Genomic DNA, 19,611 nt, shown 5'->3' on the forward strand with positions numbered 1-19,611 from the left:
GGGGCCACCCCAACTTGCCAAAAACCCACAACAGTTGAGCCTCGCAATATGCGGAAGCTGAACCGGACAGCCGTGGGCTTGACCCGGCCATCCACGTCTTTGGCACTGCGGCGTGGACGGGCGTGGATGCCCGGGACAAGCCCGGGCATGACGACCTTTGGCTTGGTGCGGTGGGGGGCCTAAACTGACGACATGTCCTCTTTAAAGCACATTGCGGTCATCGGGGCCGGCCCGGCTGGGCTCATGGCCGCCGAGGTGCTGGCGGGCGGCGGCGTCGCCGTCACCGTCTACGACGCGATGCCGTCGGTTGCCCGCAAGTTCCTGATGGCGGGGCGAGGGGGCCTCAATCTCACCCACAGCGAAGAGCTGCCGCTGTTCCTGTCGCGCTATCGCGACGCTGCGTCGTGGCTTGCGCCGGCCATCCAAGCCTTCTCGCCGCAACAACTGCGCGACTGGTGCGAGGCGCTGGGCGAGCCGACCTTCGTCGGCTCCTCGGGCCGCGTGTTTCCTGTCGCAATGAAAGCCTCGCCGTTGCTGCGGGCGTGGCTGCGCCGGCTCGATGCGCAGGGCGTGCGAGTCGCGCTACGGCATCGCTGGACCGGCTGGGACGACCGGGAACATCTGACCTTCGAGACGCCGAACGGTCCGCACACCGTGGCAGCCGACGCGACCGTGCTGGCACTCGGCGGCGCCTCCTGGCCGCGGCTCGGATCCGACGGCGGCTGGGTGCCGATCCTCGCCGCCAAGGGCGTCGCGATCGCGCCGCTGCGGCCCGCCAATTGCGGCTTCACCGTCGGCTGGTCCGACATCTTCCGCGACCGCTTCGAGGGCCAGCCGCTGAAGGGCATCGCGCTGGCGTTCGGCGAGCGCAGCGTGCGCGGCGAGGCGGTCGTGACGCGGGACGGCATCGAAGGCGGCGCGGTCTATGCACTGTCGGCCGAGCTGCGGGAGGCCGTGGCTGTTCATGGCGAGGCTGTCCTGCACGTCGCGCTGCGGCCCGATCTCGCTGCCGCTGATCTGATCAAGAAGCTATCGGGTCCACGCGGCAAGCAGTCGTTCTCGAATGTGCTCCGCAAGGCGTTGCAGTTGTCGCCGGTCGCGATCGGCCTGCTGCAGGAGGCAGCAAAGACGCAAGGGCTGTCGTTGTCGTCGCTACCGCCCGACCGTCTCGCGGCACTGATCAACGCCCTGCCGATCAAGCTGACCGGCACCGCCGGGCTCGCGCGCGCCATCTCCAGCGCCGGCGGCATCGCCCGCGATGAGCTCGACGCCGACTACATGCTGCGGCGACTGCCCGGCGTGTTCGCCGCGGGAGAGATGCTGAACTGGGAGGCGCCGACCGGCGGCTATCTGCTGCAGGCGTCGTTTGCGACTGGCGCGGCTGCGGGGAAGGGCGTGTTGAAGTGGCTGAGAGGGGCTGGGCTGTCGTGATCGAGCTGCTCCCTGAGCCCTGGTGTGCGCTCACCGAAGATCATGTGCGGACAACATTCGAGGCCGAGCTGGCGCGCGAAGTTGCTCCAGGTCACGCGCTGGCAAATCTGCCCAGCAGCATCATCGCAAAGCGTGACGATTGTGATGATGTCCTCGTTGCATTGAGTGACGGCCGCGTGGCTGTAGTGCACCTCACGTGGTCTGGCTGTCGTGAAGCTGACCTGCGGTGGCCGACAACCGTGATCTACGACTCGCTCGATGATTGGCGTATGTCTCTCGACTGATCGTGATGTCGGAAGGAGCCAACCTCAGTTTCCGCGGTCATTGCGAGCGAAGCGACTTGTCCGCCAGAGCCCGAAGGGCGACGGCGGAAGCAATCCAGGGCGGCACGTGCGGCTCTGGATTGCTTTGTCGCTTCGCTCCTCGCAATGACGGGCTGAGAGAGCGCCCCCTATCGCAGCTTCCCCCGCGCCGCGACCGGCAGCGTGCCCAAAATCTCCTCGCCGCGCACCATCACCACCTCGTCCATCATGTTGACGACGACGCAGACGTGGTTGGGGACGATGCGGACGACGTCGCCGACATGGGGGCGGGTGTTGCTGCGCGACAGATCGAGGAAGCCGTGCTCCTCGGCGAAGCGCGCGATCTTGGCTTCGGGGTGTTCCAGGATCAGGCCGTGGCCGTCGAGCCCGCCAGTGTCGGTCGTCAGCGTCTTCGAGCCGGCATCGAGAATGCCGCGCTCGGGCGCGGCGCGACTGACGACGGTCGAGTAGATGTGCAGCGCGCAGTCGTCCCAGGTGGCGACGCCGGCGGCGACCTGCATGCGGTCGTTGTAGATGTAGGTGCCGGGGCGGTGCTCAGTCGCGCCCCTGAGCTTGCCAAGGTTCTTGAGGTTCGGCGAGCCGCCGGTCGAGACGATGGCCGCCTCGAGCCCCTCGGCGCGCACGCCGGCCAGCGCCTCGTCGTAGAAGCGCTGCGCGTCGTCCCAGCCGCTCTCGGTCGGATACAGCATGAAGCCGGCGAAGCGCAGGCCCTCGGAGGCTTTGATCTGGCGCGCGAGCTGGATCGCCTCCGCCGGTGTCTCGACCCCGGCGCGTTTGCGGCCGGTGTCGCATTCGACCACGACCGACAGCGTGCGGCCCGACTGCTTTGCCGCCTGCGGCAGGCCGGCGATGACGGTCGCGTTATCGGCGGCGACGGTCATGTCGGCCTTGGCCTGCAGCGCGGCGAGGCGGGCCATCTTCTCCTCTCCGATCAGATTGTAGCTGATCAGGATGTCGGCGATGCCGGCGTCCGCCATGATCTCGGCCTCGCCGATCTTCTGGCAGGTGATGCCCTGCGCGCCCGCCTCGATCTGCAGTTTCGCCAGCACCGGGCTCTTGTGCGTCTTGATGTGCGGCCGGTTGGCGACGCCCGCGGCCTCGCACTGGGCCTGGATGCGCGCGATGTTGCGCTCGACCCTGTCCATGTCGATGACGGCGCAGGGCGTGCCGTACTCACGGGCGATCCTGGCGGCGAGCGGGGTGGTCATGTCATTCACTCCATGTTGCCGTCATTGCGAGGAGCGAAGCGATGACGGAGAGAATGTCGGGTGGGCAAAACGAAGCGTGCCCACCGTCTTCTGTTGCGCAAGCTCGTGGTGGGCACGGCGCTTGCGCGCCTTTGCCCATCCTACGTAAACATCAAGCCCCCTCGATTTCCTCGCGCAGCACTTCCAGCTCCAGCCAGCGGTCTTCCGCGGCGGTGAGCTCGGCCTGCGCGGTGGCGATGGCGAGGGAGGCGGCGTCGAACTTTTTGCGGTCCTTGGCGTAAAGAGCAGGATCCGCGAGCACGGCCTGCTGCTTGGCAATCTCGGCCTGCAGCTTCGCGATCGTCTTCGGCAGGGTCTCCAGCGCGTGCTTCTCGTTGAAGGAGAGCTTGCGCTTCGGCGCGCTCGCCGGCGCAGCCGGCTTGGCCTCCTTCTTCTCCTCAGCCGCCTTGGCATGCTCGCGCTTTAGGTCGGCGCCGCGCTGCGCCAGCATGTCGCTGTAGCCGCCGGCATATTCCTGCCATTTGCCGTTGCCCTCGGGCACGATCACCGAGGTCACGACGCGGTCCAGGAAGTCGCGGTCGTGGCTGATCAGGATCACCGTGCCTTCGTAGTCGCCGAGCATGTCCTCGAGCACGTCGAGCGTCTCGAGGTCGAGATCGTTGGTCGGCTCGTCCAGCACCAAGAGGTTCGATGGCTTGGCCAGCGCGCGCGCCAGCATCAGCCGGCCGCGCTCGCCCCCCGATAGCACTTCGAGCGGCGTGCGCATCTGCTCGCGCGAGAACAGGAAGTCCTCCATGTAGCCGACGACGTGCCTCGGCTTGCCGGCCACCATGACGTGATCGCCGCGGCCGCCCGTCAGCGCGTCGGCGAGCGTCGTCCGGGGATCGAGGCTCTCGCGGTGCTGGTCGAGCGTCGCCGTCTCCAGATTGACGCCGAGCCTGATGCTGCCGCTGTCGGGCTCGCTGCCGCCGGTGAGCAGATTGACCAGCGTGGTCTTGCCGGTGCCGTTGGGGCCGACGATGCCGATGCGGTCGCCGCGCTGGATGCGGATGGAGAAATTGTCGACGATCCTGCGGTCGCCATAGCTCTTCGATGCGCCCTTGGCCTCGATCACCAGCTTGCCGGACTTGTCGGCTTCCGCCGCGGCGAGATTGGCGCTGCCGGCCGTACCGCGATAGTCGCGGCGCTGCTGCCTGAGCGCATGCAGATTGGCGAGCCGCTTGACGTTGCGCTTGCGCCGGCCGGAGACGCCGTAGCGCAGCCAGTGCTCCTCGTTGACGATCTTGCGGTCGAGCTTGTGCTGCTCGCGCTCTTCTTCCGCCAGCACCTCGTCGCGCCACGCCTCGAATGCCGCAAAGCCGCGATCGATCTGCCTGATCTGGCCGCGGTCGAGCCAAGCGGTCGCGCGCGACAGATTGGTGAGGAAGCGACGATCGTGACTGATCAGCACCAGCGCCGAGCTTCGGCCGTCGAGCTCGTTTTCCAGCCACTCGATGGTCGTGAGGTCGAGGTGGTTGGTCGGCTCGTCCAGCAGCAGGATGTCGGGGTTGGGCGCGAGCACGCGCGCCAGCGCCGCGCGGCGCGCCTCGCCGCCGGAGACTTCAGCGGGATCCTCTTCTCCGGTCAGTCCGAGCTGCTCGACGAGATAGCGTGCCTGATAGTGATCGTCGCCCGGCCCGAGTCCGGCCTCGACATAGGACAGCGTGGTGGCATGGCCGGAGAAATCCGGCTCCTGCGGCAGATAGCGCACCGTGGCGCCCGGCTGCACGAAGCGGGTGCCGCTGTCGCATTCGACCAGGCCGGCGGCGATCTTGAGCAGCGTCGACTTGCCGGAGCCGTTGCGGCCGATCAGGCAGACGCGCTCGCCTGGCGAGACCGACAGCTCGACACCCTGCAGCAGGGCCGTGCCGCCGAAGGTCAGGCGGATGTCCTTGAGTTGGATGAGAGGCGGCGCCATGAGGTTAGCTCTGCTGCTGGGTCCGCGCCGCGCGCTGGCGCTGCAGGCGGCGGATCGTGGTGTCGAGGGTGGAAAGGAAGGTGGAGCGGTCGCGCGGCGTGAACGAGCGCGGGCCGCCGGTCACCTCGCCCGATGATCGCAGATCGGTCATGAGGTTGCGCACGGCGAGCGTCATGCCGATCGACTCCTCCGTGAACGGCTTGCCGTTCGGCGCGATCACGGCGCTGCCGGCCTTGACGCAGCGGCTGGCCAGCGGAATGTCCGCCGTGATGACGATGTCGTCAGCGCCGGTGCGCTCGGCGATCCAGTCATCCGCGGCATCCATGGCGCTGCCGGCCGCCACGCGCGTGATCAGGGGATCCTCGGGCACGCGGATGAAGCCGCCGGCGACGACGGTCACCGGCAGGCCATGCCGGATCGCAACGCGGTAGATCTCGTCCTTCACCGGGCAGGCGTCGGCGTCGACATAGATGCGGATCGGGGCGGTTTCGGTCGTCATCGGGCCATCGGTTGGAATGGTCCGGTTGGTACCCCATCGCGCCGGGAATTGCGAGCCAAACGCGCCGCTTGCCAGGGCCTTTCCGGCCGCTACCATCGCCCGAAAACGGTGAAAGGGAGGCAAGGATGTCGGGCAGAATCGCGGCGTATGCGGTCGAGGCGTTCAACACGGCCAAGCAGTCCGAGAACAAGATGCACGACGACAGTGTGGCGCGGCGATTCGGCTTCGCCGGCGGTCTCGTACCCGGCGTCGAGGTGCTGGCCTATATGCTGCATCAGCCCGTCGCACGCTGGGGGCGGGCGTTCCTGGAGCGTGGGCTGATCGAGGCACGGTTCACCAAGCCGGTCTATGACGGCGAGATCGCGGAGGTCGTCGCGAACGAGACCTCCGACGGGCTCGCCCTCGAGGTGATCAGCCGAGGGCAGCTCTGCGCCACCGGTTCCGCTTCGCTGCCCGCGTCGGTGCCGGATGTCGTGCTGGCCGAGTACCGGGATGTTCCGGCCGCGGCGGTGCGGCCGCTCGTCAGTGCGGAGTCTTTCGCTGTCGGCAGCTGGCTCGGCACGGCGCCGCGCGCGTGGCCAGGGCAGGCGGCCGCCGCCTATCTTTCTGAGATTCGCGAGCGCGATCCGATCTATGCCAACGAACGGCTCGGCCATCCCGGCATGCTGCAGCGGGTGATGAACCGGCTGCTCGTCGACAACGTCGTCCTCGGCCCCTGGATTCACGTCGGCAGCCGCATGCAACTGCTGTCGGCGATCGAAGAAGCCGACGAGATCACCGCGCGCGGCCGTGTGGTTGCCAACTACGAGAAGAAGGGTCACCGCTTCGTCGAGCTCGATGCGCTGGTGGTCGCCAATGGCGACCGCCCGCTCGCGCATTGCCATCACGTGGCGATCTATCAGCCACGCGAACAGCGCGGATAGCCGCGACGAATCGCATCAGTCATCAAGACCATTTGATGGCCTGCTTGTGAATTCATTCACACTCAATCTAAAATTGTGTATGGTTTGGTTGGCCCGTAGTTGTGAGGGGGAAGGGCCAATGATCGGACATGGGAGATGCGGCGTGGCCGCGGGCTGCGTCATGGGGGACCATGAATTCTGGCAAGCGATGCACAAGGTGGGCAGATCGGGCCGGCCGCTTCGGTCGGAAGCGGCGTCGGAGCCGCGGTAACGTGCCCGCCATGTTGGATCATCGACACAACGCGTCCGTGCGCTGAGCCGGGTCATGAAAGACCAGCGGGGACTCGACGGCGGCGATCAGGCCTGGCGCGATCTGTCCAGGATGAGCCGGCCGTATCTCAACGTCGTCGATTTCCTGGCAAGCTATGCACAGCGTCTGGCGGAGCTGTCGCGGGCGGCGACTGTGGAGATTGCCGTCGCCGATCTCGGCCGCATCGTCCTGTCCCGATCCGGATCGGAAACCGTGCAGGACTGGCTCAGCGAAAGAGACGGCGGTGGTGCGGCGACTACCGAGCGCGAGCCGCGGCGTGCGCCGGAATGGCGGCTCGAACCGACGCCATCCGTGACGGCGCCGCTGGTCTATGCCGACGTCGGGATCGGCCGTTTGACGTTGGCCTGGGAGGGGCGGCGGGGCGGGCCGGACCTGTCCGACGCGCTGGCGGATTGCGCGCGCCAGCTCGCCTTCGTGATCAAGCGCCACGAGGTCTGCGAGTGGGCACGGCAGCGCCTGGGCCGCTCGCTGCTGTTGGTGGGTGTGAGCGAGGCGGTCCGAAATCTCGAGATCTTCGTCGAGAAGGCGTCGCACAGCGATCTGCCGTGCCTGTTGCAGGGCGAGTTCGGGACCGAGACGCCGTATCTGGCCGCCGCGATCCATTGCTGCGGGCCGCGCCGCGATCTGCCGTTCGTGCAGGTCAATTGCGCGCAGCCGCGGGGGGCGCCGCAGGACTGGTTTCGGCAGGCCGAGGGCGGCACGCTGTTCTTCAGCGACATCGACATGCTGGCGCCCGGTCTGCAGAACGAATTGCCGCAGCACATGCATTCTCGCCTGGGACAATGGCTGGACGTGTCGAACACGACGCGCGTGCGCGTGATCGCCTCGGCCGGCGGCGATCTGCCGCGCATGGTGGCCGAGCGCTCCTTCTCGCGCCAATTGCTGGCCGAGCTCGACTTTCTGCCCGTCAGCGTGCCGCCGCTGCGCGAGCGCTGCGACGACATCGAGCCGCTCGTCATCGCTGCGCTCGAGGGACATGGTCATCGCGCCGAAGACAAGATCAGCGCCGAGATGCTCGATCTGTGCCGCAGCTATCCGTGGCCGGAGAACGCGTTCGAGGTCGAGCGCGTGGTCGCCCGGCTCGCGGTCATGACCGGACGTGCGAGGATCCGTGCCGAGGACATCAGGCGCTATTTCCCGGCTCTCCACGCGCGGGCCGAGCGCGTGACGGTGACGTCGGCGGCACCGTCACCGGCGTTGCCGGCGGCGAAGCCGCCGGCCGAAGCCGTTCGCGAGCAAGCGTCCGCGAGGCCGGAAATCGGGGCGGAAGCGGATGATTGGATTCGCCACGTGCTCAACAAGGACATCACGGCGCTGTCGCGCCTGCATCCCAATCTGCGCCGGGCACTTCTGTATCTCGTCGATCACTATGCCGAGCCGATCCGGCTCGGCAGCCTGGCACGCCAGGCCCATGTCAGCCAGTCGCATCTGAGCTTCCTGTTTCGCCACAGCCTGCAGACCTCGTGCAAGGCAATGCTGTCGCGCATTCGGGTCGAGAAAGCCAAGGAGTTGCTGTCAACAAATGCGCGGCAGCCGATCACCGATGTGGCGCTACAGGTCGGCTTCGCCGATCTCAGCCATTTCGAGAAATACTTCCGCCGTCAGGTCGGCCGCACCCCGCGCGAGTACCGGCGCATGGCGGCGGAGTGAGGGGGCGGTTGTCCTCTTTCACAGAGGCTTTGGAAACATGTAAGCGCCGCCGAGGGTTGGTATGAAAAAGACGCATTTCCACCCAAGGCATTCTCCGTCGCCTAATGCCGGCGATGCTCAACGAGGTACGTCCAATCACCGGTCGACGGCGAGGACCCCGGTAGTTTGATCGAAGACCACATGGTGTCGTAGCGTCCTTCCCACTTCGGTGCTCTGGAATAGTCAAGAAACGGGCGCGCATTTGGCGGCGGCAGATTGAAAGCAAGATCGGTGGATGGATTGCTCGCGTTCAGGAGCATTGCGCCCAGCGCTTTCTCCACCATGTTGATCGCTTTACAGAGAGATTTGACGTCGTACGTCGCGAGCCGTGAGTAAGGTTTCTTTCCGGCCTTCTCTATGTACTCGCGTTGAAACTTTGCGAGTGCGTCCAGCCAAATCGCAGCCGTTTCTCCCGACAAGAGAACTTCGCCGAGCTTGCCGCAAAACGTGCGATCAAAGTCTTCCTTGCTGATCACGTCCAGCAGCGCAGCCTTAAACCAGAGTGCCGTTAAATCCTTCAGGTAGCTATGAAATGGCAACCAGCGCCACCAGCCCGGGAATTGGTCCACTTGATATGAATTGATCTGTTCCTCAAAGGGGTATGGATCCCGAAAGATCAACGTCGATTTTTCGGCGTATGCGATTTCCTGGAGCTTGAGCTGATTCATCTCGCTCAGAGCGCCCATTGCACCGCATACCACCTTGTTCGTAACAAGGAAAACAAACGCGGACTTCTTGAGTTCTGCAATAGTCATGTTCAGTTCGACTGGAACTTTCGCCGGATCAATCTGACCGACGTCCTTATAGATCTTTGTAAGCAATGACATGTATCCGCTATAGACTTCGGCCATGACGTTCAACCAGATCCAGGATGGCCGTGCCACGCCCTTGCTGAAGCGCAGATTTTCACGAGGTAGTTTCCACGCCATTTGGTATAAAAAATAACCTTGCAAGGTCATGGGCATGTTGACCTGCGAAGAAAAGCCTTCTTTTGGGTCTTTCTGGCTGCGCCCAAGGAGGATGTTGTTGAGGTAATCGTTCCACGGTTGTGGATCTTGGGGGCTTCCCTCGTTCTTGGCGAACGTCCATAGGGCCGCGCCGACATTAGTCGTATCGTCAATGTTGTTTTCGTTCAGTTGAACAAGAACTTGAGTGGAGCTGCGATTCTTCGCCTCGGCTTTCTTCAACGCTTTGCCAAAGAAATTCTTGACGAGGGTATCGAAGGCCTCGCTTGCGAGCGCCGCCTTCCATTGCAGGAAAGTCACATATTTTTGCGTCGATGTCCCGGATACAGAAGCGACGAGATATTCAGCAAGTCGGTCTTTGGCAAGGTAGGCGTCCGCGACGGTCGAAAACCACGTCTTGCCCGTCGTGAGTTCGAAGACGTTGTCCGAATCGGTCTCGATCGTCCAGACGGCTTTTGCTTCCGGCGAGTCTCCAACCGTCAATTCGATGTCGGCTGCTTCAACGTGAGTGAATTGGAACACCCAGCTGTTGTGGCTGCAGAATTCGATCTCGAAGCCGTAGCTGTTGGGGCTGATCTGCTCGCCTCCTGACGCGATGACGACTTGCCTGTCGTCCTTGGTCACGAAGATCGTTGGTTCGTCGCCTTTTGGCATCCTGATCGTCCTCTTCTCTTTGTTTGATGTGAGCGCCGTATGCCTGCGAGTTTCGCATCCCCTGGCGCAATCGAATGGGAATCAGTTCTGATGTTCACCGTTTTGCCGTTGGCGTTACGCCCCGGGTCGATCGGCACGGCTCGCGCGCTGCGTCGGGACGGTAGTCCCGCGGCGATCGTCAAAGCGCGCCTCCGTTGGCGATCGTGATGATGGTGAAGCCGCTGGTCGGGAATCCGAGCGCTTGGCATGCGCCCCACGACACCGCAACGATCATGCTGTTGCCGGTTGAATTCACGAACGCATTCAGACTTTTTTGCTTGTTTGTGAGAGTTCCGCCGCTGCCGATCGCCATCTTGAAGAATCGAATGAGTAGTTGTTCGACGTCGACTGTCGTTGAATCGATGTAGACCGTTGGATCTTTAAGGGAATAGATGGGATCGGCGACCCTGCAGGTTTCCATCGTGTTCATCTGCAGCGCGCTGGCGAAAGCATATTGTGGAGTTCCCGGAGCGAATTGGCCGGGCAAGAGGAGGTTGGCGAGGCGGCCATCGTTCGTTTGGGCGTTGTAGGTGATGCCGGCCTCGACCTTGAAGACTGGCAGTGGCGGCGAGGGAGGTTGCGGCGTGTTGAAGGCGTAGGCGACACCCCAGAACGCGCCGACGCCCCTGAGATTGTTGGTGCTCAGTCCGAACTCGTTCACGGTGAGCATTCGACCATCGAAGCGGTCCGCCAGATTGCCGGCTTTCCCGATGTATCTGTTGTTGGTGGGAACGTTGACGATCACGTAGAGGCCGCCTTGGGTTCCCATGCCTTGGGGCAGCGCGCCAGGGAGGCCGGCACCCGGCGAGGCGAGGGTGTCCAGGCCACCGGTGCTGGCGAGATCGAAGATGATGCAGCACATCGGATTGGATCCTTCCGCGTGATAGGCGGTGCCGGAGGCGGTGTTCTTACGACCGCTTCGGGAGTATCGCTGACACAGCAGGTCGGATCACCCGCAGCCGCAGCGAGGTGGTTTGCGTGGCGTCAGGCGGAAGCCGCCGTCTTCTGTGGCTGGCTCGCCGCCAGCGCGGCGCTGATCGAGCGTTCGGCGGCGATGACGCTCTGCTCGGCCGCCTGCTGGGCCTCGGCGATGATGGCGCGGCCGGTGGCGGCCATCGCCGCGAGCTGACGATCGGTGAAGTTGGTGGCCTGGCGCGTGGCGACGATCGAGGCCGCGACGGCCTGCTCGGCCGTCTCGACCGTGGGCGGCGCGTAGTCCGCGGGCGGCTGCAGCGGTTCGACCTGCGCCCGGCGTGACAGCATGGCGGCCTGCGCCGCGGCCATCTTGCGCTCCATCGAGGCCGCCGTGCGACCAACCGCTTCGTTGAACGCCTGCTGGGCCGCGGCGATCGCGCGGGAGGCCTCCAGTAGGCGATGCTCGATCTGGTGGATGGAGTGCGAGGAGAGGGGACTGGCGACCTGCTCGTCCACCTCGATCACCGCCTCGTCCATCTCGCCCAGATGCTCCTCGATCGACACGACCTCGTCGGTGGCGCTCTCGATCAGCTCGGCTTCGACTTCGGTATCGCGCGCCGACTGAGCCGCCGACTGCTCCTCGATCTGCTCGATGAATGCTTCAGGCAACATCGGGCTGGCATAGGGATTGTCGAGCAGGATGTCGGGCTCGTTCTCCGGCGGAGAGGTCTGGGACGGGGGCTGCTCGCTCATGATGCCTGCCTCATGGGGTGTCGGACTCAACTCTTTTCGGCGGGCGGCGCGATCCGCCTGAATTGGCGCAAGGTGATGTCGCCGTCGGCGCCGAGGTAGAGCTCGGCGTAGAGATTGCCGGATTGCGTCGGCAGGATGCAGGAGCGTCCGTCCTGGCTGATCCGGCCGGTCTTCGGATGATTGGCCGAGAGGAACGACTGCGCGTTGGCGAGATACAGCGTGACGACCTGCTGGGCCGCCGCGCCGGTCTCCTGCGTGAATGTCGTGCTCTCGATGATGCGGCAGACGCCCTCCGACAGCCGGGCGAAACCGAGCCGCCGTCCCTGCCGCAGCCAGTTGTTGACGGCCGCGGCGACCTCGTGCGGGGGCACCAGGCCCCGCACCTGCGGACAGTCGAGCGCGCCGAACATCATCGGCAGCAGCGTCTGAACCGCGCCATTGGCCTGGGACAGGCGTTGCTCGGCAGAGCTGGCGGCGGTCTTCAGCTTGGCCGTCAGCGCCATGTAGATGCGGTAGTAGTCGCAGAACTCCTCGGGCGTGCGGGCCTGCTGCACGGCGAAGGCGGCCGCGTCGTTGCGGATGTCGGGCTCGCCGTCCTGCGGCTGCGGCAGCGCGATCAGCTCCCACAGCGCGATCGTCTCGTTGAGGCCAAGACACTGGAACAGCGGCGACGTGGCCACGCCAAACTGCGAGAGCAGGGCCGGGACCGCTGCGAGATCCGACTGCGCATGGATGCCGTGGGCGTTGAGGATGCTCTCGGTCTGGCTCGCCGTCGCGGCGTCCTGCGCGCCGGTCTCCGCCTTGGCGATCGCGCGCAGGTCACCGAGATTGAAGGTCAGGAGCTTGACCGGGCTGACCTGCAGGCCCAGACCGGGCAGCAGCGCCAGCGGCGAGCCGTGCAGCCCGTCCTGGATTTCGGCCATCATGCTGGTTTCGTCGGGGAAGCTGTAGCTCGCCGTGGGCGCCCGCACCGCCCATTCGAGCCACTGCACGCCGCCGTCGATGAACGCCAGAACCACCGCGCCGATCTCGGAGAGGCCGCCACGGCCTTGGATCAGCCTGTTTGCGACCGTCACCGACATGACACATCACCCCGACGGGAAGTTCTTGAGGATCGTGGAAGCGGCCGCGCCGATCTGGGCAAAGTCGTCGGTCGCCGATTTCATCATGCTCTGCGCCGTCACCAGCGCTTCGGCGTATTTCGGCTCGCCGGTCGCCAGCAACTGCGCCATGGCGACGCCGGAGGCCGTGGTCGCGATGGTCGAGACGTTGCGCAGCGCATCGGCCGCGTCCTGGATGGCGATGGCCGCCGATTGCGCCACCGACTGATAGGCCTTGCCGGCGCCGCTGGTGAGTACGACCTGCGGCGCCATGGTCGCCTTCTGGACCTGGTTGATCACGTCGATGATCTGGGCGTCGACATTGCTGGGCATCTGCGTATCCTCAACCGATCCGAAGGCTGCGGCCGGTGCTGGTTGCGGCGCCCCGGATCATGGCGGTCTCGTCGTCGGGTCTTCGGCTCAGGATCTGGTCAGGTCTTCGGAGGAGCGGGCGGGGTGCCGCCGGCCTCGGTGATCAGCTTGTTGAGGTCGCTCTCCGCGGTCTGCGCCAGGCCATTCGCGGTCGCGGCCTGGGCCTTCAGCGTGTCGATCGCGCTCGCCGCATCCGCATAGGCGGTCGCGATCGAGCTGCTCGGGGGTGGCGGCGTCGAGGGCGTCGTGCCGCCGGCGTCGGTGACGATCTGGTTGAGATCTGCCTGCGCGGTCTGCGCCAGGCTGGAGGCCGAGCTGGCCTGCAGTTTCAGCGCGGTCACCGCGCTTTCCGCTTCGGCAAAGGCGGCGGCGACGGCTGCGCTCGGCGACGGATTGGGCGGCGGTCCGGGGAGCGGATCGACGGCGGGCGGCGGGGGCTTCGGCGCGGGCGGCGGTGCAATGGGAAGCGGCACCGACAGCATCTTGGCACACGCCGCGGTCACTGCCGCCGAGCCGATCACGCTCGCGCCCTGCTGCCGCCCGATCGCATTGTGCATGGCCATGCCGAGCGTCTCGACCATCACGGCGTCGAGCAGTCCGAAGGCCTGCGACGGAGACTGACCGGTCAGAAGCGTGACCACGCCGGTCGTCGAGTCGATGATCTGGCCGTTGACCGTACCCGGATCGCTCATGTCACGAACTCCCTTGCGCAATGATCATCGCCAGGACCTGCGCGAGCGCCGCGCCGGCCAGGACCTGGCCACGTTGCTGATTGGCCGCGGCGTTCGCCATGGCGAGCCCGAGGCTGTCGGCCATCGCCACATAGGTCATGCCCATGGCGACCGATGGGGCGAGCCCGACATTGACGACGTTGCCGTCGACCACGGCCGTCAACGATGCGGAGGCGGCTGGCACGACGAACGGCTCCCTTGGCCGGACGCAAGCCTGCGGCTAGCCGGGTGGCACCGTCGGTGGACGGACCGCTACACCAGGCCGAGCACCTTTTCGGTGGCGATGCCGGTCGTGCCGGTATCGAGGGTCAGCAGGGTGGAGATGCCCTGAGTGGTCGAGGCCTGCATCGTCACGTAGGACTGCTGCTGGTTGTTGGTCGCGTTGTGGGCCGCGTTGGACAGCGCCTGGCTGGTGGCGATGAACAGGTTGCCCATCGCGACGGCCGGCGCGTCGCCGAGCACCTTGGTGTTCACCTGGCTGATGGAGTCGGTGATCTGACTGTTGACGGCGGTGGGGAATGCCATGATGTCTCTCCTTTGCGAGTGCTGTTGGCGTGGGGTCGTCTCTCGATCAGCCGGGCATCACGCGCGGATGGTGCCTAGCTCTTCAGGATGGTCGACGTCGCCAGTCCGGTCGACGCCGTGTCGAGTGAGTAGAGCAGCGCGACGCCTGCCGTCGTCGCTGCCTGCGCAGTGACGTACATCTGTTGCTGCGCCAGGGTGGCGTTGTGCGCGGCATTCGCCAGCGCCTGCGCCGTCGCCTGATACAGGTTGCCCATTGCGATCGCAGGTGCCGTACCGAGGACCTGGACGTTGCTCTGGGTCACGGAGTCCGTGATCTGACTGTTGACTGCCGTGGGAAATGCCATCTCACCAGCTCCCTGGGATCATGAGGCGAGGGCCAAGATCGGGGAGTGTCCCGATCCCGCGCTCGGGCCTGGTCAGGACGACAGGATGTCCTTGGTGGCGACGCCGGTGGAGGCGGTGTCGAGCGAGTAGAGCGTGGCGACGCCCATGGTCGTTGCCGCCTGCGCGGTCACATAGCTCTGCTGCTGCGAATTGGTGGCATTGTGCGCAGCGTTCGCGAGCGCCTGCGCGGTTGCCTGGAACAGGTTGCCCATCGCGATCGCCGGCGCGTCGCCGAGCACCTTGGTGTTCGCCTGGGTGACGGAATCGGTGATCTGATTGTTGACTGAGGTCGGAAATGCCATGGCTCGATCCTTTCAGGTGGAGGTCATTTCAGCAGGTGGGTGGTCGAACGGGACGTGCGCGTCAGCTCGTCAGGCCCTTGACGCCGGTGTTGAGGATGTCGGCCGTCGCGACGCCGGTGGTGGCGGTGTCGAGCGAGTAGAGCGTGGCGACGCCCATGGTGGTGGCGGCCTGCGTGGTCACGTAGCTCTGCTGCTGCGCATTGGTCGCGTTGTGAGCCGCATTGGCGAGCGCCTGCGCCGTGGCCTGATAGAGGTTGCCCATCGCAATCGCGGGCGCATCTCCGAGCACCTTGGTATTCGCCTGGGTGACGGAATCGGTGATCTGGTCGTTGACCGACGTCGGGAAAGCCATCTCGTCATTCTCCCTCGTTTGAGCCGACATTCACCGCGTGACGCAGTCGTGCGTCGTTTGGCGTGGCACCGGCGTCCGGCGTGTGTTGAAGATGCCAACCGGCGTTGCAGCAACCTAAGGAAGATCGGGACGCTCGCGATAGTCGAAAGGGATGGAACTCAGGGACGAATCCCGGCGAAAATAACCGGATGACTTCATCGGTTCTGCCGCAATTCAGCGATTTTTCCGCACGCCTGCTGCGGTGATCGCGATTGGCATCCCCCGCTGCGGGCAGGGCGATCGCGTATGGAGGGAGCTTGAGACCGGCGCGCGGCAACGTCGCCGTGCGAACGGATCCTCTGCCATCTGCGCAAACGAAAGCCCGGCCGTTCGGGCCGGGCTTGATCAGGCAAAAGCGACGGCGATGCGCCGAAGACGACGGTTCTACGCCGCGGTCCTCGCCTTGCCGTCCTGGATTGCGCGCCAGAGCTTCTCGGTGGTCAGCGGCATATCGAGATGCTTCACGCCGTAGTCGGACAGTGCGTCGATCACCGCGTTGATCACGGATGCCATCGAGCCGGCGCAGCCGGCTTCGCCGCAGCCCTTGGTGCCCAACGGGTTGGACTTCGCCGGCACCGGATGGTTGTCGACCGTCATCATCGGCACGTCGGAGGCGCGCGGCAGCGCGTAGTCCATCAGCGATCCCGTGATCGGCTGGCCGCTCTCGTCGTAACGCAGGTGCTCCATCAGCGCCTGGCCGATGCCCTGCGCGACGCCGCCATGGAGCTGGCCGGCGACGATCATCGGGTTGATCACCGTGCCGAAGTCGTTGATCGCGGTGTAGGCGACGATCTGCGCGACGCCGGTGTCGGGCTCGATCTCGACCTCGCAGACATGGCAGCCGTTCGGAAACGTCGACTCGGTCGCGGTCGAATTGTGGTCGACGTCGAGCGAGGCCGGCACGCCCTCGGGCATCTTGCCCTCGCGCATGCGCCGCGCCAGCTCCATGATGTCGATGCTGCGGTCGGTGCCGGCGATGGTGAACTGGCCGCTCGCGAACTCGATGTCGGCTTCCGAGGCTTCGAGCAGATGCGCCGCCGCCTGCTTGCCCTTGGCGATGACGAGCTGCGAGGACTCGACGATCGCCTGGCCGGTCGCGGTGATCGAGCGCGAGCCGCCGGTGCCGTTGCCGAAGCGAACGAGGTCGGAATCGCTCTGCTCCAGCCGGATCTTCTCGAAGGGCACGCCGAGCTGCGCCGACAGCACCTGCGAGAACGGGGTCGCGTGACCCTGGCCGTAATCGAGCGTGCCGGTGGTCAGCGTCACGCCGCCATCGGCGTCGAAGGTGATCTTGCCGAGCTCGCCCGACGGCGGCGCGGTCACCTCGAGATACGAGCCGACCGCGATGCCGCGCAGCTTGCCGTTCTTGCGGCTCTCGCGCTTGCGCCTGGCAAAGCCGGCGTAGTCCGAGACCTCCAGCGCCTTCTCGAACACCGCGGCGAAGTCGCCGGAATCATAGGTGACTCCGGACGCCGCCGGGAACGGCATCTGGCTCGGCTTGATGAAGTTGCGCTTGCGGATGGTGAGGCGGTCGATGCCCATCTCGCGCGCGGCGGTATCGATCAGCCGCTCCATGAAGTAGTTCGCCTCGGGCCGTCCGGCGCCGCGATAGGCGCCCATCAGGGTGACGTTGGTCAGCACCGTCTTGATGTCGACGCCGAGCAGCGGCGTCTTGTAGACGCTGGCGAGGTTCTTGCCGGTGTTGAGCGACAGCGGCAGCGGCGCCACGCCCATGATGTAGGCGCCGAGATTGCCGTAGCCGGACAGCCTGACAGCGAGGAACTTGCCGTCGGCGTCGAGCGCCAGCTCGCCATGGATGATCTGGTCGCGGCCCTGGCTGTCGGACAGGAAGGCCGTGGTACGCTCGTCGCGCCACTTCACCGGACGGCCCAGCGCCTTGGCCGCATGCAGGATGCAGACATATTCGGGATAGGAGACGTTCTTCATCCCGAAGGAGCCGCCGACATTGGTGGTGAGGATGCGGACCTTGTCCGGCGCGACGTTGAGGATCTTGGCGAGCGTTGCCTTGTTGCCGGAGACGCCCTGGGTCGGCACTTGCAAGGTGAAGCGCTCGGTCTTGCCGTCGAAGGCCGCCAGCGCAACGCGCGGCTCCATCGACACCACGGCGACGCGGGTGTTGACGATGTCGAGCTTGGTGACGTGCGCCGCCTTGGCGAAGGCCTCCTCGATCTTGGCGGTGTCGCCATAGTGGTAGTCGAGGGCGACGTTGTTCGGGATGTGGTCGTAGAGAAGCGGCGCGCCGGGCCTAGCGGCTTCCTCGGCATTGGTGACCGCGGGCAGGGGCTCGATATCGAGCTCGACCGCCTCGGCCGCATCGCGGGCCTGCGCGGCGGTTTCCGCCACGACGAAGGCGACGGGGTCGCCGACGAAGCGCACCTTGTCGGTCGCCAGCGCCGGGCGATTGGTCTGCAGCAGCGGTGAGCCGTCCCGGCCCTTCAGCGGCAGGCCGCAGGTGAACGGGCCATAGGCGGCCGCCGCGAGGTCGGCGCCGGTCCACACCCCGAGCACGCCGGGCATCGCCTTTGCGGCCGCGGTATCAATGCCCTTGATGATGCCGTGGGCATGGCTGGAGCGCACGATCCAGGCATGGGCCTGGCCGGGCAGGTTGAAATCGTCGGTATATTTGCCGTGGCCGCGCACCAGCGTGTCGTCCTCCTTGCGCCGGACCGGCTGCCCGACGCCGAATTTCTGCAGCGCGATCGCGTTTTCGAGGGAGGCCGGGGAGGTGTGATCTTGCATGGATGAGGACCCAACGGGCTGGATTGGTCGCAAATGCGGGCTGTTCCCAGATAGTGCAGCGCCCGCGGCCGGACAACGGTTGATTAGGAATGGTGCATCACGCCTGACGGAGGGGCTGTTGCGCCGGCGCTATCCACTGATAATGTCTAGGGAAAGAGAACTTCCATCTGGGCCGGTCCGGCCAGCGGAAAGACATTTGAATGATCAATGACACGCGGCTGCGGGAGAGTCCCACGCCGCGCGGGAACCTGGAGCCCGGCTTGCGTCCGGGTCTGGACGTCGCAACGCCTTCCTGCGCCAGCAATGGCAGCAGCGTCTACGCGGCCCTGGACCTCGGAACCAACAATTGCCGGCTCCTGATCGCCTGTCCTTCGGGCGACAGCTTCCGCGTGGTCGACTCGTTCTCGCGCATCGTCCGGCTGGGCGAGGGCATCTCGACCACCGGCTGCATCAGCGACGCGGCGATGGATCGGGCCATTGCCGCCCTCAGCATCTGCCGGGACAAGATCCAATCCAAGAAGGCCAGCCGCCTGCGCCTGATCGCGACGGAAGCCTGCCGCGCCGCCGCCAATGCCGACGGGTTCCGCAGCCGGGTGGCGGCCGAGACCGGCATCGAGCTCGAGGTGATCGACCGCGAGACCGAGGCGGCACTCGCCGTCAAGGGCTGCGCGCCGCTGCTGGATCCGGGCGGGCGCGGGGCCATCCTGTTCGACATTGGCGGCGGCTCCAGCGAGCTGGTGCGGATCGCGCGCGACCCGGCCGACCGCAACGCGGAGCCGCGCATCAAGGCCTGGATGTCGATCCCGCTCGGCGTCGTGACCTTGGCCGAACGCTTCGGCGGTCGCGACGTGACACCGGAGATCTATGCCGCCATGGTCGAGGCCGTGGCCGAGCATGTCGGGCCGTTCGCGGCCGAGAATGGCGGCGACCTCTCCGGCATGCATCTGCTCGGCACCTCCGGTACCGTGACGACGCTCGGCGGCATTCATCTGAACCTCGCGCGCTACGATCGGCGCCGGGTCGACGGCATCTGGATCAACGATGCCGACATCACGACGACGATCGCCAAGCTGCTGGCGATGAGCTACCAGGAGCGCGCCGAGAACAACTGCATCAGCATCGACCGCGCCGACCTCGTGCTCGCGGGCTGCGCCATTCTCGACGCGATTCGTCTGGCGTTTCCGCTGCCGCGGCTGCGCGTCGCCGATCGCGGCCTGCGCGAGGGCATGCTGGTCGAGATGATGCGCGAGGACGGCGCGCTCAGGACGGCGTAAATTCTTCACCCTCCCCCTCCATGGGAGGGTGAGCCGACTAGCTGCTGTCGGATCTTTGTTGTCGAACGATCCGTCGTCGTCGGCATCTGGTCACGACCATTGAGAC

The 19,611-nt window shown here is 65.7% G+C and carries 20 protein-coding genes; 5 read left to right on the forward strand and 15 right to left on the reverse strand.

The window, feature by feature from the left end; genetic code table 11:
* Positions 1–192: 192 nt before the first annotated feature.
* Together ACQR10_RS28770 and ACQR10_RS28775 are read left to right on the forward strand one after the other, a co-directional pair.
* Positions 193–1,431 carry an NAD(P)/FAD-dependent oxidoreductase gene (locus ACQR10_RS28770; protein ID WP_316216316.1) on the forward strand — a complete coding sequence of 413 codons (1,239 nt, stop codon included), beginning with the start codon at positions 193–195 and terminating at the stop codon, positions 1,429–1,431.
* The gene (locus ACQR10_RS28775) at positions 1,428–1,715 is read left to right on the forward strand and encodes a hypothetical protein (protein WP_316216317.1); all 288 of its coding nucleotides are present in this window, start codon (positions 1,428–1,430) and stop codon (positions 1,713–1,715) included. The genes ACQR10_RS28770 and ACQR10_RS28775 overlap by 4 nt, the downstream gene beginning before the upstream one ends.
* A 167-nt stretch (positions 1,716–1,882) precedes the next feature.
* On the opposite strand, the gene ACQR10_RS28780 is transcribed toward ACQR10_RS28775, so the two are convergent.
* The 3 genes from ACQR10_RS28780 to ACQR10_RS28790 all read right to left on the reverse strand — a co-directional run bounded on the left by ACQR10_RS28780 (position 1,883) and on the right by ACQR10_RS28790 (position 5,418).
* Positions 1,883–2,962, reverse strand: coding sequence for a D-TA family PLP-dependent enzyme (locus tag ACQR10_RS28780; RefSeq protein WP_316216318.1), 1,080 nt, complete (start codon positions 2,960–2,962; stop codon positions 1,883–1,885).
* A gap of 151 nt (positions 2,963–3,113) precedes the next feature.
* A complete protein-coding gene (locus tag ACQR10_RS28785; RefSeq protein ID WP_434912155.1) occupies positions 3,114–4,919 on the reverse strand; it encodes an ABC-F family ATP-binding cassette domain-containing protein in 1,806 nt (601 codons plus the stop codon).
* A 4-nt stretch (positions 4,920–4,923) separates the two neighbouring features.
* Complete coding sequence (locus ACQR10_RS28790) at positions 4,924–5,418, reverse strand: YaiI/YqxD family protein (protein WP_315805062.1); 495 nt, start codon at positions 5,416–5,418, stop codon at positions 4,924–4,926.
* 125 nt (positions 5,419–5,543) lie between these two features.
* On the opposite strand from ACQR10_RS28790, the gene ACQR10_RS28795 reads away from it, so the two are divergent.
* Together ACQR10_RS28795 and ACQR10_RS28800 are read left to right on the forward strand one after the other, a co-directional pair.
* A complete protein-coding gene (locus ACQR10_RS28795) occupies positions 5,544–6,341 on the forward strand; it encodes a hypothetical protein (RefSeq protein WP_316216320.1) in 798 nt (265 codons plus the stop codon).
* A 304-nt stretch (positions 6,342–6,645) separates the two neighbouring features.
* Positions 6,646–8,301: a helix-turn-helix domain-containing protein gene (locus ACQR10_RS28800; RefSeq protein WP_316216321.1), complete on the forward strand. Its 1,656-nt coding sequence runs from the start codon at positions 6,646–6,648 to the stop codon at positions 8,299–8,301.
* A 101-nt stretch (positions 8,302–8,402) separates the two neighbouring features.
* Here the strand turns inward: ACQR10_RS28800 and ACQR10_RS28805 are convergent, their stop codons facing one another.
* The 12 genes from ACQR10_RS28805 to ACQR10_RS28860 form a co-directional block, all read right to left on the reverse strand.
* Entirely contained in the window at positions 8,403–9,959 is a 1,557-nt protein-coding gene (locus ACQR10_RS28805; RefSeq protein ID WP_316216322.1) for a hypothetical protein, read from the reverse strand.
* Positions 9,960–10,137: 178 nt separating this feature from the next.
* The gene (locus ACQR10_RS28810; RefSeq protein ID WP_315805058.1) at positions 10,138–10,860 is read right to left on the reverse strand and encodes a hypothetical protein; all 723 of its coding nucleotides are present in this window, start codon (positions 10,858–10,860) and stop codon (positions 10,138–10,140) included.
* Positions 10,861–10,982: 122 nt separating this feature from the next.
* Positions 10,983–11,666 carry a hypothetical protein gene (locus tag ACQR10_RS28815; protein WP_316182633.1) on the reverse strand — a complete coding sequence of 228 codons (684 nt, stop codon included), beginning with the start codon at positions 11,664–11,666 and terminating at the stop codon, positions 10,983–10,985.
* Between the two features lie 26 nt (positions 11,667–11,692).
* Positions 11,693–12,748: a hypothetical protein gene (locus ACQR10_RS28820; protein WP_316216324.1), complete on the reverse strand. Its 1,056-nt coding sequence runs from the start codon at positions 12,746–12,748 to the stop codon at positions 11,693–11,695.
* Positions 12,749–12,754: 6 nt separating this feature from the next.
* Positions 12,755–13,099 carry a hypothetical protein gene (locus ACQR10_RS28825; RefSeq protein ID WP_315805055.1) on the reverse strand — a complete coding sequence of 115 codons (345 nt, stop codon included), beginning with the start codon at positions 13,097–13,099 and terminating at the stop codon, positions 12,755–12,757.
* Between the two features lie 98 nt (positions 13,100–13,197).
* Complete coding sequence (locus tag ACQR10_RS28830) at positions 13,198–13,830, reverse strand: RebB family R body protein (RefSeq protein ID WP_315805054.1); 633 nt, start codon at positions 13,828–13,830, stop codon at positions 13,198–13,200.
* Position 13,831: 1 nt separating this feature from the next.
* Positions 13,832–14,053, reverse strand: a complete 222-nt coding sequence (locus ACQR10_RS28835) for a RebB family R body protein (protein WP_315805053.1) — start codon at positions 14,051–14,053, stop codon at positions 13,832–13,834.
* A 68-nt stretch (positions 14,054–14,121) separates the two neighbouring features.
* Positions 14,122–14,394: a RebB family R body protein gene (locus tag ACQR10_RS28840; RefSeq protein ID WP_172108192.1), complete on the reverse strand. Its 273-nt coding sequence runs from the start codon at positions 14,392–14,394 to the stop codon at positions 14,122–14,124.
* A gap of 74 nt (positions 14,395–14,468) precedes the next feature.
* Positions 14,469–14,738, reverse strand: a complete 270-nt coding sequence (locus ACQR10_RS28845; protein ID WP_172108194.1) for a RebB family R body protein — start codon at positions 14,736–14,738, stop codon at positions 14,469–14,471.
* 72 nt (positions 14,739–14,810) lie between these two features.
* Positions 14,811–15,080: a RebB family R body protein gene (locus tag ACQR10_RS28850; protein WP_315805052.1), complete on the reverse strand. Its 270-nt coding sequence runs from the start codon at positions 15,078–15,080 to the stop codon at positions 14,811–14,813.
* 61 nt (positions 15,081–15,141) lie between these two features.
* Positions 15,142–15,432, reverse strand: a complete 291-nt coding sequence (locus ACQR10_RS28855) for a RebB family R body protein (protein ID WP_315805051.1) — start codon at positions 15,430–15,432, stop codon at positions 15,142–15,144.
* A gap of 423 nt (positions 15,433–15,855) precedes the next feature.
* Complete coding sequence (locus tag ACQR10_RS28860; protein WP_316216325.1) at positions 15,856–18,231, reverse strand: xanthine dehydrogenase family protein molybdopterin-binding subunit; 2,376 nt, start codon at positions 18,229–18,231, stop codon at positions 15,856–15,858.
* A 200-nt stretch (positions 18,232–18,431) separates the two neighbouring features.
* Between ACQR10_RS28860 and ACQR10_RS28865 the strand changes: the two genes are divergently transcribed.
* On the forward strand, positions 18,432–19,505 hold the full coding sequence (locus ACQR10_RS28865; protein ID WP_316216326.1) for a Ppx/GppA phosphatase family protein: 1,074 nt from the start codon (positions 18,432–18,434) through the stop codon (positions 19,503–19,505).
* Positions 19,506–19,611 lie beyond the last annotated feature (106 nt).

This window comes from Bradyrhizobium sp. HKCCYLRH2060 (genome assembly GCF_051168135.1).
GTDB lineage: Bacteria > Pseudomonadota > Alphaproteobacteria > Rhizobiales > Xanthobacteraceae > Bradyrhizobium.